Source organism: Hymenobacter coalescens, from assembly GCF_054783195.1.
The window spans coordinates 177,002-190,860 of sequence record NZ_BAAGRA010000003.1 but is presented as its reverse complement, the minus strand read 5'-3'; the positions used below and the strand labels follow the sequence as shown (position 1 = coordinate 190,860).

Below are 13,859 nucleotides of genomic sequence, written 5' to 3'. Positions count from 1 at the left end.
AGTGGCGGAGGCCCGGTTTTATTTTGCGCGGCAGCCGGTCGTCGCGCTTCGGCCGGCGCGGGGCCCGGCGGGCGTCGGCGCGTCTGAAAACAACACAGGCTCCGGCGGTTGCCAGAGCCTGTGTTGTTGCGAGCGGTTGGGTTGGCTACAGCTTGCCGACGCCGGCCTTGGCCACGACCTCGGCCTTCACGTCGGCTTCGCTGTTGAGCACGCCGGAGTAGGCATACGGCGGCGTGAGCGTGCACGAGGCGTTGGTGGGCTGCGAGCCGGTGCAGTTCAGGTACTGGTTGGCGCTGGCCGACCACTTCCCGAGCACGGTGCTGTTCTTCGACACCACCGGGTCGCGCACGTCCTCAAACACGTTCTTCTCCACCAGCAGGCAGGCGCCCACGCGGCTGTTGACGCCCGAGCCGGCCACGTGCTTGAAGTAGTTGTTGAACACGTGGGCCGTGCCGCCGCGGTAGCTTGGCACGCGCTCCTTGATGTTGGAGTAGTAGTTGTGGTGGAAGGTCATCTTCCGGTCGTAGGTATCCGTATCCGACGAGCCGATGAGGTGGCACTTGTGGTGGTCGTGGAAGTAGCACCACGACACGGTGATGTACTCGCTGTTGCCCTTCGCGTCCACCAGGCCGTCGTAAAGGTCCTGATTGGGCTGCGTGGCCGGGTCGCGGTTGAAGAACTCGCAGTGGTCGATCCACACGTTCTGGCTGCTGCCCTGAATGGTCACGCAGTCCCCGTCGTTGGCAGCCACCTGCGGGCGGCCTTCGTCGTTGATGAAGGTGGTGGTGACGGTGGACATGGTAAACTTCAGGTTGCGCACGATGATGTTGCGCTTGCTGCTGATGTTCAGCCCCACGCCTTCCAGGAAACCCGCCGTGCCCACGCCCAGCAGGGTTTTGTTGGAATTCACGTTGATGGCCGCCCCTTGCGCGCCGCCCGAGATGGTGCGGTCAATCTTGATGATGTAGGGCGTGCTGCTCGTGGCGTAGGTGCGCAGCTCGTCGAGCGTGGTGGCCGTGACCACCGCCCCGCCCGCCCCGCCGGTGGTGCCGCCGTTCTGGGTGGAGAAGCCCGTCTGGACAAACGCCGCCGGCTCAGGGGTGCCGGGCGTTTCCGTGGGCGCCGGTGCCGGGTCGGTGGGCTTGTTTTTGGTGCCGCAGCTGAGCAGGGCGGTGAGCAGCGCACCGCTTAGTAGCAGGGTGCGTGCGGCCTGCGTGGCCTTGCGGCCAGGGCCGGCTCCCAAATCAGGGGAAAGATTGATCATGCTAAAGGGAAAAGCGAGTCAGAGGGAAGGTGCCGCGGAGGACCCGGGTAAAGCCCGGCACGGTACAATTTCCTGGCCGGGGAGAAAAATCGGCACCCTTGCGCCCGGTTTATTTATGCAAACGTTGTCGGGAACGTTGCCTAAGGCATCCGGCGCGAGGCCAGCTTGCCCGCGCGGGCCGCGTACCTTGCCTTTGCTGTTGGCAAGCGACGCAATGAAAAGCGTTGTTCTACTTGGGATTTTACCGCCGGTGTGCTTTCCGCGGCCGGCCGCCAAGCGCTTGCCCTCACGACGGCCCCGGCCCGCCGTGTTGTTGTTTCACAAAACCACCGACTTCCAACACGCCGCTATTCTGGCCGGCATCCGGGCCCGGCTCAGGAGAGGATGGCGGTAGCGCGGCGTGTAGTCCGCAGCCCCTGGCTGGCCATCCGAGTGACCAAGGCTGCCCAACGAGGCTTCTCTGGCGGCACGCCATTGAGTAAGCCGGGCCGGCGCTGCTTCCCGTTTCAGCCCGCTGCTTGTTACCTTGCCCGCACCATGAACCGCTTCGACCGAATCACCGCCCTGTTCGTGCAGCTGCAGGCCAAACGCGTGGTGAAGGGCCCCGAGCTGGCCGAACGCTACGGGGTAAGCCTGCGCACGATTTACCGCGACCTGCGCACCTTGGAAGAAGCCGGCGTGCCCATCTGCGGGGAGGCCGGCGTGGGCTACTCGCTGGCCGAGGGCTACCGCTTGCCGCCGGTCATGTTCTCGCGCGAGGAAGCCACGGCCCTGCTCACCGCCGAAAAGCTGACCGCCCGCCTGGCCGACGAGCACACCGCCCGCCTCAGCCAGGAAGCCATGGACAAGCTGCGCGCCGTGCTCCGCCGCCCCGACCGCGACTACGTGGAGGCCCTCAGCTCGCGCATCCGGGTGGTGAGCGGCCCGCGTCGGCACCCGCAGCTGCTGTCCGCGCCCGCCACTGGCACCCAGCAGCCCCTGCTCGACGCCATTGCCCGCCAGCGCGTGGTGCGCCTGGAGTACCGCGCCGGCCATCAGGGCACGCCTTCCCGCCGCGACGTGGAGCCCATCGGCCTGTACTTCGGGCAGCACTGGCACGTGGTGGCGTTCTGCCGCCTGCGCCAGGAGTTCCGCGACTTCCGCCTCGACCGCATTGCCGGCCTGCAGGTGCTCGACGAGGCCTTCGATGCGCGCCCCGACACCCTGCAAACCTACTGGGCCGACCAGGCGCGGCTCTGGCAGCGCGAGGTAGTGGTGGTGCGCTTCGGGCCCCGGGTGCTCAACCAGGTCCAGTTCGAGAAGCACCATTTCGGCTGGAAGCACGAGCTGGCGCCCGACGCCACCGGCTGGGTGGAAATGACCTTGGTGCCCTGCTGCCTGGAGCAGTTTGGCCGCTGGCTGCTGCTGTTTGCCGGGCAGGTGCAGGTGCTGGCCCCGCTGAGCCTGCAGGATGGGGTGCGCGAGCTGGCCCGCGCCGCCCACGATTTTTTTTGCGCCCCGGCCGAAGTCTGCTGACATAGGGCTGTCACCTGGGGGCCGGAAGTTTGGGCTATCAATCAACCCAAACCCCACACAAGCCCATGGAAACCGCCCTGGTAGCCGCCCCCGCCCAAGTATTTCTCGCCGAGCTGCACGAAGAAGTGCCCCAGACCCGCCGCGTGTTCGAGCGCGCCCCGGTAGCCCAGCTCGATTGGCAGCCCCACGCCAAGTCCATGCGCCTGGGCCAGCTCTTGCGCCACACCGCCGACGTCCTCGGCTGGATCAAGGACACGCTGGAGTCCACCGACCTGGACGTGGCGGTGTTCGACAACGCGCCGGCCACGCCCATCGGCAGCACCGCCGAGCTGCTGGCCTACCTGGAGGAGCGCGCCGCCGCGGCCACCGCGGGCCTGCAGGCCGCCACGGCCGATGACCTGGAGCAAATCTGGACCATGCGCAGCGGCGAGCAGGTGCTCGTACGCCAGTCGCGCGCCTCGGTGGTGCGCCACCTCATCAGCCAAATGATTCACCACCGCGGGCAGCTCACCGTGTACCTGCGCCTGCTCGACGTGCCCGTGCCCGGCCCCTACGGCCCCAGCGCCGACGAACAGAACTGGCCGAGCTAAGCCGCGGTTAGCCGCAAAAAGAGAACGTCATTCCTCGACTTCGCTCGGAATGACGTTCTCTTTTTGCGCTGGATTCGCCCGACTGTCCCTACTGGTGCCAGTCTTCCGGCTCGATGTGCACCAGCACGTCGTACACCATGGGCAGCTCGGCAATGACGGTGTCTTTCACGGCGTGGGCCACGGCGTGTCCTTCCCGCACGCTGATGTCGCCGTCGACGAGCACGTGCAAATCCACGAAGTACTCCAGGCCCATCTTGCGCACGATGCACTTCTCCGTGCCCAGCACGCCGGGCACGGTGCGCGCGATGCGCGCCACGTCGTCGGGCCAGGAGCCGGCGGGGGCCTCGTCCATGATTTCGCCGAGGGCCGGCCGGAAAATGTGGTAGGCGTTGAAAACTATGATCAGCGAGGCGCCGATGGCGGCCCAGTCGTCGGCGGCCTCGTAGCCGGGCCCGCCCACGATGGCAATGCTGATGCCCACGAAGGCCGTCAGCGAGGTGATGGCGTCGCTGCGGTGGTGCCAGGCGTCGGCCTTGACGGCCCCGCTGCCCACCTCCTGCCCCACCTGGTCGATGTGGCGAAACAGCCATTCCTTCACGATGACCACCCCGGCCAGCACCAGCAGGGTAAAGGGCGAAGGCACCTTGTGTGGGGTAAGGATGTGCAGCACGCTTTGCCACACGATGAGCGCGGCGGCCACCACCAGCGCGGCGGCCACCAGCAGCGAGGCCAGGGGTTCAGCCTTGCCGTGGCCGTAGGGGTGATTTTCGTCGGGCTCGCGCGCGGCCGTGCGCAGCCCCAGCCACACCATCAGCGAGGTAAACACGTCGGCCGTCGACTCAATGGCATCGGCGATGAGGGCGTAGGAATTGCCCAGCACGCCGGCCGCCGCCTTCACCACCGCCAGCAGCAGGTTGGCCCCGATGCCCACGAGGGTGCTGCGCTGCCCGCGCTGTACGCGGGCCACGGTGGGCCGCACGGAGGGAGTCGATTCTTGCATGGGTGAAAGCGGGTGAAGCAAAAGCCGCGGGGCCAACAATGACGAGGCGTAGCCCGCAAAAGTACGGCGCAGCGGCGCAAGCAGACGCGCCGTTGCGCCGGCGCCACGCACAATTTCCGACCAGGGCCGGCCTCAGCGGCGGTTACGGCCTGCTCAAACCCGCTGCCGCGCCGCCAAGTTCCGCCCCGCGGTGGGCAAATCCCGGCCTAACGCGCCAGGGCCCACTTCGTGCGGGTGTAGGCGATGCGAAAGCCCTGCTTTTCGGCGTTGCGCTGCGACTGGCTGCCCGGCAGTGCCCCCATCATGGCCACCGTGCAGCCGCGGGCCGCGGCCAGCCGCAGCCGGGCCTCCAGCAGGGCCAGCTGCGCCCCCCGGCGCCGGCCGGTGGGCACGGTGCTGGCGCCGGCCAGCAGCGCCACGCCCGCGTGCACGAACAGGCCGCCGGCGGCAATGGCCTCGCCCTCCCACTCGGCCAGAAAAGGTTCGGTGCCGGCGCTGTGGGCACTGATCTGGCAGAAGTCCAGCATGAAGTCGGCGAGGCCGGGCATTTCGGTGTCCCAGCCGGCGGCCGAGGTCTGCGCCCAGCGCAGCTCCTCGCCCGGCTCGATGCGGCGCGCGCGGAGCGGGCCCTGCGGTGCGGCCGGGAAGGCCGCCTCGGCCGTCAGGGGGCGGTACAGCACGCTGGTGTATTCCAGCGGGCGGTAGCCGCGCTCGGCCAGCAAGGGCAGCAACGACGCCTCGGCCAACGGGCTGATTTCGTGCATGACGGGTGCACCGCGCACGGTAAAAAACTGCTCCAGCTCGTCCAAATCGGCCGCCCCTACCGGGTCAAACAGGCCCAGGCCGAAAGTCTGCGTCAGCGGTGACTCGGGGCCGTCGAACATGGCGTAGGCGCCGGCTACCGCCCGCCACGCGGCCCCGCTGCCGGGCTGCCGCCGCGCCCGCGCCTCCACGAAGGCGACGTTGCACTGGGCTTCGGTGCGCTCCAGGCGCTGGGATAGGGCGAAATCGGCGTAGAGCATCAGCAGGGGGCGCGACAGGGTGAGGGCGGCGGCCCCGCAAAGAAACAAGTACCTGACGGAAAGCAAAATCCGTAATTTTTAGCCTGCCCCGGGTGATATTTCGCCGCCCCGCCGATTAACCAGTACCACTCCCCGCTGCTGCCATGACTGCTGCCCTCTCTGCTCCGCCCGCCGACCACGCCGCCGCGCTGCGCACGGCCCTGCGCACCGACCGCGCGGGTACGCTTACCCGCCTCTACCGGCGCGCCTTTCCGCTGGTGCGGCGGCACGTGCAGCAGCGCGGCGGCTCGGCGCAGGATGCCCAGGATGTGTTTCAGGACGCGCTGATCGTGCTCTACGAAAAGGCCGTGGCCGATACGCTGGTGCTCACGGCAGCCCCGAGCACCTTTCTGGTCGCCATCAGCCGCAACCTGTGGCGGCGCGAGCTGCACCGGCGCCGGCAGTTGCCCCTCACCGACCTCGATGCGGACGCGGCGGCGTGGTCTGAGCCCGAGCCGCCCGCCGACGAAGAAGCCCGCTCGGTGCTCGACTACGTGGCACAGCTCGGCGAGAAGTGCCAGAGCATCCTGCTGGCGTTTTATTACCACCGCCAGCCGCTAGAGCAGATTGCCCACACCCACGCGTACCGCAGCGTGCGCTCGGCCACGGTGCAGAAGTTTAAGTGCCTTGAACACCTGCGCCGCGCCGTGCGCCAGGCCTGGCAGCACACCGCCGACGCCCTAACCGCCTGATGCCATGCGCCCCGAACTAACCCGCCTGCAGCGCATCGAAGCGCACCTGCTGGCCCCGGCCGCGCCCGCCGCAGCCGCCGCCTGGCAACTCGAGCTGCTGCTCGACCCGGCGCTGGCCCACGACGCGGCCACGCAGCAGCAGCTGTACGAGGGCCTGCAGCTGGCGGGCCGGCAGCAGCTGCGCCGCGAGCTGCGCCAGATTCACCGGGAGCTGTACGGCCCCGCGTCTGGGGGCTGGCTGCGCGGGGCTGCGGCGGGGTTGCGCGCCCTACTCCGGCGCCGCTTCCGCCCGCGCGGCTAGGCGTTCGGGCCCTTTCCAACGCACTTCTTCTTCCCTGATTTCTTCACCTGTTGCCGCGGCCGTTTTGCCGTGGCCCGGCTTCGTCTTGCCTTCTTTTACCCCGTTTCTGCAATGAACTACTCCGCCGAATTCCGCCGCTTTGCCGTCGGGCACCAGGGCCTGAGCGGCCTGCGCCTCGACCAGTACCAACACCACGTGGAAGGGCTGGCCCGGCCGGTCGTCACGGGCATGACGCGCTCGGTTATCGAGGAGCGCCCGACGCGCTTCGCCGAAATCGACGTGTTTTCGCGCCTGATCATGGACCGCATCGTGTTCCTGGGCACCGCCGTCGACGACAACATCGCCAACATCATCGTCGCCCAGCTGCTGTTCCTGGAATCGGTGGATGCCCAGAAGGACATCTTGCTCTACATCAACTCGCCCGGCGGCTCGGTGTACGCCGGCCTGGGCATGTACGACACGATGCAGTACATCCGGCCCGATGTGGCCACCATCTGCACCGGCCTGGCCGCTTCCATGGGCGCGTTTTTGCTGTGCGGGGGCGCCTTGGGCAAACGCTCGGCCCTGCCCCACGCCCGCGTGATGATTCACCAGCCTTCGGGCGGCGTGCAGGGCCCGTCGGCCGATATTGAAATAACGGCTCGGGAAGTGGTAAAGCTGCGCCAGGAGCTGTACAGCATCTACGCCGAGCGCACCGGCAAAACCATCCAGCAAATCCACGCCGACTCCGACCGGGACTACTGGCTGCGCGCCGACGAAGCCAAGGCGTACGGCCTGGTGGACGAGGTGCTGGAACGCACGCCGGCGTAGCCCCGCGGGCCGCTAGCCCTGCTGCGTGAGGTGCTGCCGGTGGGTCTCGCCGAAGCGGCGCATTTCCCGCAGCAGCGGCAGCACCGAGTGGCCGTACTCCGTCAGGCCGTAGCGCGTGACGACGGGCCGCGAGGGCACCACCTCGCGGCTCACCAGCCCGTTCAGCTCCAGGGCGCGCAGGTGCTCGGCCAGGGCCTTGGGCGTGATGCAGTCGAGGTGCGCTTCCAGCTCGGAAAAGCGCAGCGGCTGGCCGCACAGGCAATGAATAATGGGCATCCGCCAACGCCCGCACACGACGGCAAGGGCGTCCCAGAGCGGGCGAAGTTCCTGGGTGGTCGGGTTGGACATCGGCCTATACAAACGGAAAGTAGCTCTACAAAGCTACAGCGGCGGGGGCGGAGGCCGACTGTAGTTTTGTAAAGCGCGCCGCTGCGGGAAAGGTTTGCCGGCCGGCGCCCCACGCTCCTTTCCTCGTGCTTTATGCCTTCTCACGACGCTCCTTACGATGTGCTCATCATCGGCGGCAGCTACGCCGGCCTGAGCGCGGCCCTCACGTTGGGCCGCTCGCGCCGCCGGGTGCTGGTGCTCGACGCCGGCCAGCCCTGCAACCGCCAGTCGCCCCACTCGCACGGCTTCCTCACCCGCGACGGGGTGCCGCCCGCCGAGCTGGCCGCCCTGGCCCGCGCGCAGCTGGGCGCCTACCCGACCGTGGAGCTGCGGCCCGCCACGGCCACCCAGGCCACCGCGCTGGCCGACGGCTTCAGCGTGGAAACGGCCGGGGGCGAGGCTTTTCAGGGACGCCGGCTGCTGCTGGCCACCGGCCTGCGCGACGAGCTGCCGCCCGTGCCGGGCTTTGCCGAGTGCTGGGGCATTTCGGTGCTGCACTGCCCGTACTGCCACGGCTACGAGGTGCGCGACCAGCCCCTGGGCGTGCTCGGCAACGGCGACGTGGGCTTTGAATTCGCGCGCCTGATTCACCACTGGAGCCCCAATCTGCGCCTGTTTACCAACGGCCCGGCCACCTTCACGGCGGAGCAGGCGGCCCGGCTGACGGCCCACGGCATTACCGTTGTCGAGGACCCAATCCGGGCCCTGGAGCACGCCGCTGGCCAGCTGCAGCACCTGCACCTGGCCGGCGGCGCCCGGCTGCCGCTGCGGGCGCTGTTTGCCCGCGTGCCCTTCGCGCAGGCCTCGGATATAGTCACCCAGCTGGGCGCTGAGCTGACGGAAACGGGCCTGCTGCGCTGCGACGAGGCCGGGCGCACGAGCGTGCCGGGCCTGTACGCCGCCGGCGACAACGCCTCCCCCCTGCGGCAGCTGGCGGCGGCCGTGGCCAAAGGCGCCTTCGCGGCGGCCATGCTCAACCACGAGCTGATTGCGGCTGACTTTTGATTCCCGGCCACGCGCTGCGGCTACCTGGCCGTGAGGCCGCAGCGCGGGCAGCCGACCGCCGGCGTGGGCAGAGGGCAGGCCAGCGGTGCTAAGCCCCGTTTCTACCCAGTCTGGCAGGTCGGCAGGGCGCTGGAGGCGTTCGGGCGGCGCTTGCGTTATCGGTTTTTGAGCCGGTGCCGGCCTGGGAGTTCGGCCCCAGCCGGGCATCTGCGGCCGGCGGCAGCCGTATAGCGGGCAGAACCCTTGTGTATGTCCGAATCTGCCATTCTCATCATCGGTGCCGGCGTGGCCGGCCTGCTGGCGGCCCGCGACCTGGCCCGCGCCGGCCGCCGCGTCACCCTGCTTGAAGCCCGCGACCGGGTGGGCGGCCGCATCCACACCCTCACGGGGCACGGTTTTTCGGCGCCGGTGGAGCTGGGGGCCGAGTTTATCCACGGCGACGCCCCGCTGACGCGGGCGCTGCTGCGCGAGGCGGACGTGGCCTGGCACGATACCGCCGGCACGGCCTACCAGTACCAAGACGGCCAGCTGCAGGAGTCCGAGGAATTCATTGCCGAAATGCCGCGGCTGCTGGCGGCTTTGGAGGCGCTGCAGGAAGACCTGCCGCTCGCCGACTTCCTGCAGCGCCACTTTCCCGGCGCGGCCAACGCCACCTTGCGCGAGCAGGTCACGCGCTTCGCCGAGGGCTACGACCTGGCTGACCCGCGCCGCGCCAGCACCCTGGCCCTGCGCGAGGAGTGGGCCGCCGGCGGCGCCGAAGATTCGCCGCGCCCGGTGGGCGGCTACGACGGCCTGGTGCAGCTGCTGCTGGCCCAGTGCCGGGCGGCGGGCGTGCGCCTGCACTGCGGCGCGCCGGTGCACGCCCTGCACTGGTCGGCAGGCCACGTAACGGCCCACTGCGCGGGCCCTACCGCCACCTTCGAGGCCCGGCAGGCTTTGGTAACCGTGCCGCTGGGCGTGCTGCAGGTGCCGCCCGGCGCGGCGGGCGGCCTGCGCCTGGAGCCGGAGCTGCCGGGGCTGCGGGCGGCGGCGCGGGCACTGGGCTTCGGCGCGGTTATCAAGGTGGTGCTGGAGTTCGACGCGCCGTTCTGGGAAGAGGCCGGCCCTGATCTGCTTCGCCCGCTGCCCGGCCTGGGCTTCCTGTTTGCCGACGCGCCGGTGCCCACCTGGTGGAGCCAGCAGCCCGACCCGCGCCCGCTGCTCACGGGCTGGCTCGGGGGCCCGGCGGCCGATCCGGCGGCGTCGGAAGAAGCGGTGCTGAGCGAGGCGCTGGCCTCGCTGGCGCAGGTACTGGGCACCACCGAGGCCTGGCTACGGGCCCGGCTGCGGGCGCACCGCGTCGCCAACTGGGGCGCCGATCCGTGGACGCGCGGCGCCTACACCTACGCCACCGTGGACGCCGACCGCGCCCGGCGGGTGCTGGCCACGCCGGTAGCCGACACGCTGTTTTTCGCCGGCGAGGCCCTGTACGCCGGTCCGGCCGGCGGCACCGTGGAGGCCGCGCTGGCCAGCGCCGTGGCCGTTACGCAGCAGCTCATCTGAGCCGGCGGCAAGGGCGTTGACGGGGAGCAGCAGTGGCCGTTTGCCTTGCTTCAGAAGGCTTAATCCAGCGCGTGAACGGGGGTTTAGTAGCTGTCACATGATGATGTGACAAGGGTGTTTTTATGCGGATTGGGGAAATACATTCGTGCCGTCTTCCCCTTTTCTACCTATTTCCCAGCTATGACGGCACCCCTTCCCCGCTTACCCATTCTGCTCGCACCGGCCGCGCTGCTGGCTTGGGCCGCCCTGCAGCCGGCGCAGGCCCAGCAGCGGCCCGCCCGACCCGCTTCCGCGTCGTGGTCACCGGCTTTTGCCGACCCCACCTATGCTGCCCGCAAACGACAGCGGGCCGGCCTGGCCCCTCTCCCGGCGCCGGCGCGCCAAACCCGGCCGCGCACGGCGTCGACGACGGGCTCCGCGCCTGCTGCCATTACGCTGCCGGCCTGCTTCGAGCCGCTGGACACCACGGCCGCGGGCGGCTGGCAGCACTTCCCCCGTACCGACGGCAACGACGACGCCTTCATCGGCCCGATTCCGCTGGGCTTCAACTTCTCGCTGTACGGGCAGGTCTACAACGAAGTGTACGTCAACTCGAACGGCAACATTTCCTTCGGGGCGGGCTTCACCACTTTCACGGCGACGGGTTTCCCCACGACAACGCCCATGATTGCCCCGTTCTGGGCCGACGTGGACGTGGAAATGGACGACACGACGGCCACGCACAGCAGCGGCAACATCTACTTCAAGAAGTTTCCGGATAAGTTCGTGGTGACGTGGAACCGTGTGGCCTACTTCGCCCGCCACTCGGACCTGAAAAACACCTTTCAGCTCGTCATCAAGGCCAACACCGCCCCGGGCTTCACCGGCGACGACGTGTTCTTCTCCTACGGCGACATGCAGTGGACCACCGGCGACGCGGACAACGGGCAGAACGGCTTCGGCTTCGGGGTGGGCGGCACGCCGGCCACGGTGGGCATCAACAAGGGCGACGGCACCAGCTTCGTGCAGGTCGGCCGCTTCAACATCAACGACAGCTCGCACCCCAACAACCAGGACGAGAGCGGCATCAACTGGCTCGACAACCAGTGCCTCTCCTTCCGCGTGGGCAGCGTGACCACCAACGCGCAGCCCACGGTGGCGGGCATGCCGCCCGGCAGCACCATCACCCTGGCCCTGGGCGAAACCCGCAACCTGGCCCTGCAATTCCTCGGGCCGGAAACCGGGCAGACGGTTACCGTAACCACCAACACCAACGGCCTCTGCAGCACCACCGTCAGCAACAACGGCACGGCCAACCCCACGGTGAGCCTGAGCGTGACCGGCGCGGCCTGCAACGTGGGCACCCACACCATCAGCCTGCTGGCCGTGGACAACGGCACGCCCGTGGGGCAGCAGCAGTTTAACCTGACGGTGGTGGTGCTGCCCGTGAACCGCTGGACCGGCGCGGTGAGCAGCGTGTACACCAACCCGGCCAACTGGAGCGCCGGCGCCGTGCCCACCGCCACCGACGACGTGGTGGTGCCCGCCGGCGTACCCCACATGCCGGTGCTCAGCAGCGCGGCGGCCGTCAACAACCTCACCATTGCCAGCGGCGCCAACCTGACGGTGGCCGCGGGCGGCGTGTTCTCGCTCGGCGGCAACCTCACCAACAACGGCCTGCTGCTCGGCGCCGGCCTGCTGCAAACCAACGGCGCGACGGCCCAGACGTTCAGCGGCTCGGGCGAGACGAGCATCTACAGCGTGACCATCGGGGCGGCCGGCGCGGTGCTGAACCAGCCGCTGCTGCTCGACCGCGTGCTCACGCTGAACGGCAACCTGACCTCCAACGGCCGCCTGACCCTGCACTCCCGCTTCGACGGCTCGGAAACCGCTATGGTCGTGAACAACGGCACGGCCGCCGTGCTCGGCGCGGCCACGGTGGAGCGCTTCATCGGGCCGCCCAGCCTGGCCCAGATGGGCTACCGCCACCTCGCGGCACCCGTCACCAACACCACGCTGGCCGACCTGACCATTCCGGCCGGTGGCTTCAGCCCGGTGGTCAACCCGGCCTACAACTCGGCCCCGAACCCGGGCAGCGTGACGCCCTTCCCGAACGTGTTCAGCTACGAACAGAGCCGCGTGACGGCCGGCAACACCGTGGCCGATTTTGACCGCGGCTGGGTGTCGCCCTTCGGCACCGGCGAGCCGATGGTGCCCGGCCGGGGCTACACGGTGAACCTGATGGGCCGCCAGATCATGGACTTTGTGGGCACGCTCGGCAACGGCGACCTGGCCCGCATCGGCCTCGCCCGCGACGCGGGCAACCAGGCCGGCTGGCACCTGCTGGGCAACCCCTACCCCGCCCCGGTGGACTTCAACCAGCTCACCCGCACCGGCCTCGACAACGCCGTGTACGTGTTCCGCTCGAGCGGGCAGTACGCGGGTTCGTACGCCAGCTACGTGAACGGCGTGCCCGCCAACGGCGGCTCCAACATCCTGCCGATGGGCCAGGCCTTCTTCGTGCGCACTTCGGCCCCGGGTACCGCCGGCGCGTTGACCTTCACCAACGCCGCCCGCCTCACGACCTACCAAAACCCGGCGGTGCAGCGCAGCACGGCCGTGGAGACGCGCCCGCTGCTGCGGCTGGAGCTGCGCAACGCATCCGGCACGGCCTCCGAGGAGGTAGCCCTGTACTTTGAGGGCGGCGCCACACCGGGCTTCGACGCGGGCTACGACGCCTTCCGCCTCGGCAACGGCAACGCCGTGCAGATCGGCGCCGTGGCCGGCACCCAGGAGCTGTCCGTCAGCGGCCTGCCCGCCCTGGCCGCGGCGCCCGTGACGGTGCCCCTGACGGTGCGCGTGGCGCAGGCCGGCACCTACACCCTGCAGGCCGCGCAGCTGCTGAACCTGCCCGCAGGCTGGGCCGCCACTCTGCGCGACGCGCAAACCGGCGCGGCCATCGACCTGCGGCAGCAGCCCGCCTACAGCTGCAGCCTGGCGCCCAACCAGGCCGCGGGCCGCTTCACGGTGGAGTTTGCCCCGCGCAGCGTAACGGGCGCGCACCAGGCGCAGCTGAACGCGGCGGTATCGGTGTACCCGAACCCGGCCCGGGGCACGGTGTCGCTTGGGCTGCCGGCTACGCAGCGGCCCGTGGAAGTGCGCATCCTGAACGCCCTGGGCCAGCAGGTGCTCACGCAGCACGTGCCCGCGGCTCGCGGCGCGGCGGTGGCCCTGCCGCTCACCGGCCTGGCCAAGGGCGTGTACTCGGTGCGCGTGACGCTGCCCGACGGCACGGCGACCAAGCGCCTAGTGGTGGAATAACGCCGCCGGGTTTACCTCTATTGATTACCGGGCGCTGCCGCGGGCTTTCCCTGCCGGCAGCGCCCCATCAACCCTCCCTTTCATGACTCCTTTGTTGAAGACTTTGCGCGCGGGCCTGGGCCTGACGGCGCTGCTGCTGTGCCACGCTTCCTCTCTGCAGGCGCAGACGCCGGGCTCGGGCGGCCCCGCGCCCAGCAATGAGCCACCCGCCGACCCCACGGCCGTGCCCCTCGACGGCGGCGCCTCGCTGCTGCTGGCTGGCGGCGCGACGTACGCCCTCAGCCGCCTGCGCAAGCGCCGGTAAGCGGTGGTTAGCGGCCTGCGCCTTCCGGGGTGGGCCGCCGGATACAAGCCCGTTGCAGCCCCCGCTGCGGCGGGCTTGTTGCTTGTGT

The 13,859-nt window shown here is 69.5% G+C and carries 13 protein-coding genes; 9 read left to right on the top strand and 4 right to left on the bottom strand.

Annotation, left to right across the window (positions count from 1 at the left end; genetic code table 11):
- Positions 1-145 precede the first annotated feature (145 nt).
- Complete coding sequence (locus ACYVKQ_RS02895) at positions 146-1,264, bottom strand: pectate lyase family protein (RefSeq protein ID WP_460575432.1); 1,119 nt, start codon at positions 1,262-1,264, stop codon at positions 146-148.
- Positions 1,265-1,801: 537 nt separating this feature from the next.
- Here ACYVKQ_RS02895 and ACYVKQ_RS02890 point away from each other — a divergent pair.
- The gene (locus ACYVKQ_RS02890) at positions 1,802-2,779 is read left to right on the top strand and encodes a helix-turn-helix transcriptional regulator (protein WP_460575429.1); all 978 of its coding nucleotides are present in this window, start codon (positions 1,802-1,804) and stop codon (positions 2,777-2,779) included.
- A gap of 65 nt (positions 2,780-2,844) precedes the next feature.
- Complete coding sequence (locus ACYVKQ_RS02885) at positions 2,845-3,369, top strand: DinB family protein (protein WP_460575427.1); 525 nt, start codon at positions 2,845-2,847, stop codon at positions 3,367-3,369.
- Positions 3,370-3,457: 88 nt separating this feature from the next.
- On the opposite strand, the gene ACYVKQ_RS02880 is transcribed toward ACYVKQ_RS02885, so the two are convergent.
- Together ACYVKQ_RS02880 and ACYVKQ_RS02875 are read right to left on the bottom strand one after the other, a co-directional pair.
- A complete protein-coding gene (locus ACYVKQ_RS02880) occupies positions 3,458-4,369 on the bottom strand; it encodes a cation diffusion facilitator family transporter (RefSeq protein WP_460575425.1) in 912 nt (303 codons plus the stop codon).
- A gap of 206 nt (positions 4,370-4,575) precedes the next feature.
- Positions 4,576-5,439: a hypothetical protein gene (locus ACYVKQ_RS02875; protein ID WP_460575423.1), complete on the bottom strand. Its 864-nt coding sequence runs from the start codon at positions 5,437-5,439 to the stop codon at positions 4,576-4,578.
- A gap of 95 nt (positions 5,440-5,534) precedes the next feature.
- Here ACYVKQ_RS02875 and ACYVKQ_RS02870 point away from each other — a divergent pair, with 95 nt between their 5' ends.
- The 3 genes from ACYVKQ_RS02870 to ACYVKQ_RS02860 all read left to right on the top strand — a co-directional run bounded on the left by ACYVKQ_RS02870 (position 5,535) and on the right by ACYVKQ_RS02860 (position 7,233).
- Positions 5,535-6,122 (top strand): RNA polymerase sigma factor, encoded by a 588-nt coding sequence (locus ACYVKQ_RS02870; RefSeq protein WP_460575422.1) that lies wholly within the window; start codon positions 5,535-5,537, stop codon positions 6,120-6,122.
- 4 nt (positions 6,123-6,126) lie between these two features.
- Positions 6,127-6,423 carry a hypothetical protein gene (locus ACYVKQ_RS02865; protein WP_460575420.1) on the top strand — a complete coding sequence of 99 codons (297 nt, stop codon included), beginning with the start codon at positions 6,127-6,129 and terminating at the stop codon, positions 6,421-6,423.
- A gap of 111 nt (positions 6,424-6,534) precedes the next feature.
- A complete protein-coding gene (locus ACYVKQ_RS02860) occupies positions 6,535-7,233 on the top strand; it encodes a ClpP family protease (RefSeq protein ID WP_460575419.1) in 699 nt (232 codons plus the stop codon).
- 12 nt (positions 7,234-7,245) lie between these two features.
- Here ACYVKQ_RS02860 and ACYVKQ_RS02855 read toward each other — a convergent pair whose 3' ends face one another.
- The gene (locus ACYVKQ_RS02855) at positions 7,246-7,581 is read right to left on the bottom strand and encodes a winged helix-turn-helix transcriptional regulator (RefSeq protein ID WP_460575417.1); all 336 of its coding nucleotides are present in this window, start codon (positions 7,579-7,581) and stop codon (positions 7,246-7,248) included.
- Between the two features lie 132 nt (positions 7,582-7,713).
- Here ACYVKQ_RS02855 and ACYVKQ_RS02850 point away from each other — a divergent pair, with 132 nt between their 5' ends.
- The 4 genes from ACYVKQ_RS02850 to ACYVKQ_RS02835 all read left to right on the top strand — a co-directional run bounded on the left by ACYVKQ_RS02850 (position 7,714) and on the right by ACYVKQ_RS02835 (position 13,771).
- Positions 7,714-8,625 carry an NAD(P)/FAD-dependent oxidoreductase gene (locus tag ACYVKQ_RS02850; RefSeq protein ID WP_460575416.1) on the top strand — a complete coding sequence of 304 codons (912 nt, stop codon included), beginning with the start codon at positions 7,714-7,716 and terminating at the stop codon, positions 8,623-8,625.
- A 249-nt stretch (positions 8,626-8,874) separates the two neighbouring features.
- The gene (locus ACYVKQ_RS02845; RefSeq protein ID WP_460575414.1) at positions 8,875-10,167 is read left to right on the top strand and encodes a flavin monoamine oxidase family protein; all 1,293 of its coding nucleotides are present in this window, start codon (positions 8,875-8,877) and stop codon (positions 10,165-10,167) included.
- A gap of 180 nt (positions 10,168-10,347) precedes the next feature.
- Positions 10,348-13,467: a nidogen-like domain-containing protein gene (locus ACYVKQ_RS02840; RefSeq protein WP_460575412.1), complete on the top strand. Its 3,120-nt coding sequence runs from the start codon at positions 10,348-10,350 to the stop codon at positions 13,465-13,467.
- An 82-nt stretch (positions 13,468-13,549) separates the two neighbouring features.
- The gene (locus tag ACYVKQ_RS02835; RefSeq protein WP_460575410.1) at positions 13,550-13,771 is read left to right on the top strand and encodes a PID-CTERM protein-sorting domain-containing protein; all 222 of its coding nucleotides are present in this window, start codon (positions 13,550-13,552) and stop codon (positions 13,769-13,771) included.
- Positions 13,772-13,859: the final 88 nt, after the last annotated feature.

What these genes read in the sequence shown, in the direction of transcription:
- ACYVKQ_RS02895 (WP_460575432.1), bottom strand. Translation starts at nt 1,264, where the DNA reads ATGATCAATCTTTCCCCTGATTTGGGAGCCGGCCCTGGCCGCAAGGCC.
- ACYVKQ_RS02890 (WP_460575429.1), top strand. Translation starts at nt 1,802, where the DNA reads ATGAACCGCTTCGACCGAATCACCGCCCTGTTCGTGCAGCTGCAGGCC.
- ACYVKQ_RS02885 (WP_460575427.1), top strand. Translation starts at nt 2,845, where the DNA reads ATGGAAACCGCCCTGGTAGCCGCCCCCGCCCAAGTATTTCTCGCCGAG.
- ACYVKQ_RS02880 (WP_460575425.1), bottom strand. Translation starts at nt 4,369, where the DNA reads ATGCAAGAATCGACTCCCTCCGTGCGGCCCACCGTGGCCCGCGTACAG.
- ACYVKQ_RS02870 (WP_460575422.1), top strand. Translation starts at nt 5,535, where the DNA reads ATGACTGCTGCCCTCTCTGCTCCGCCCGCCGACCACGCCGCCGCGCTG.
- ACYVKQ_RS02865 (WP_460575420.1), top strand. Translation starts at nt 6,127, where the DNA reads ATGCGCCCCGAACTAACCCGCCTGCAGCGCATCGAAGCGCACCTGCTG.
- ACYVKQ_RS02860 (WP_460575419.1), top strand. Translation starts at nt 6,535, where the DNA reads ATGAACTACTCCGCCGAATTCCGCCGCTTTGCCGTCGGGCACCAGGGC.
- ACYVKQ_RS02855 (WP_460575417.1), bottom strand. Translation starts at nt 7,581, where the DNA reads ATGTCCAACCCGACCACCCAGGAACTTCGCCCGCTCTGGGACGCCCTT.
- ACYVKQ_RS02850 (WP_460575416.1), top strand. Translation starts at nt 7,714, where the DNA reads ATGCCTTCTCACGACGCTCCTTACGATGTGCTCATCATCGGCGGCAGC.
- ACYVKQ_RS02845 (WP_460575414.1), top strand. Translation starts at nt 8,875, where the DNA reads ATGTCCGAATCTGCCATTCTCATCATCGGTGCCGGCGTGGCCGGCCTG.
- ACYVKQ_RS02840 (WP_460575412.1), top strand. Translation starts at nt 10,348, where the DNA reads ATGACGGCACCCCTTCCCCGCTTACCCATTCTGCTCGCACCGGCCGCG.
- ACYVKQ_RS02835 (WP_460575410.1), top strand. Translation starts at nt 13,550, where the DNA reads ATGACTCCTTTGTTGAAGACTTTGCGCGCGGGCCTGGGCCTGACGGCG.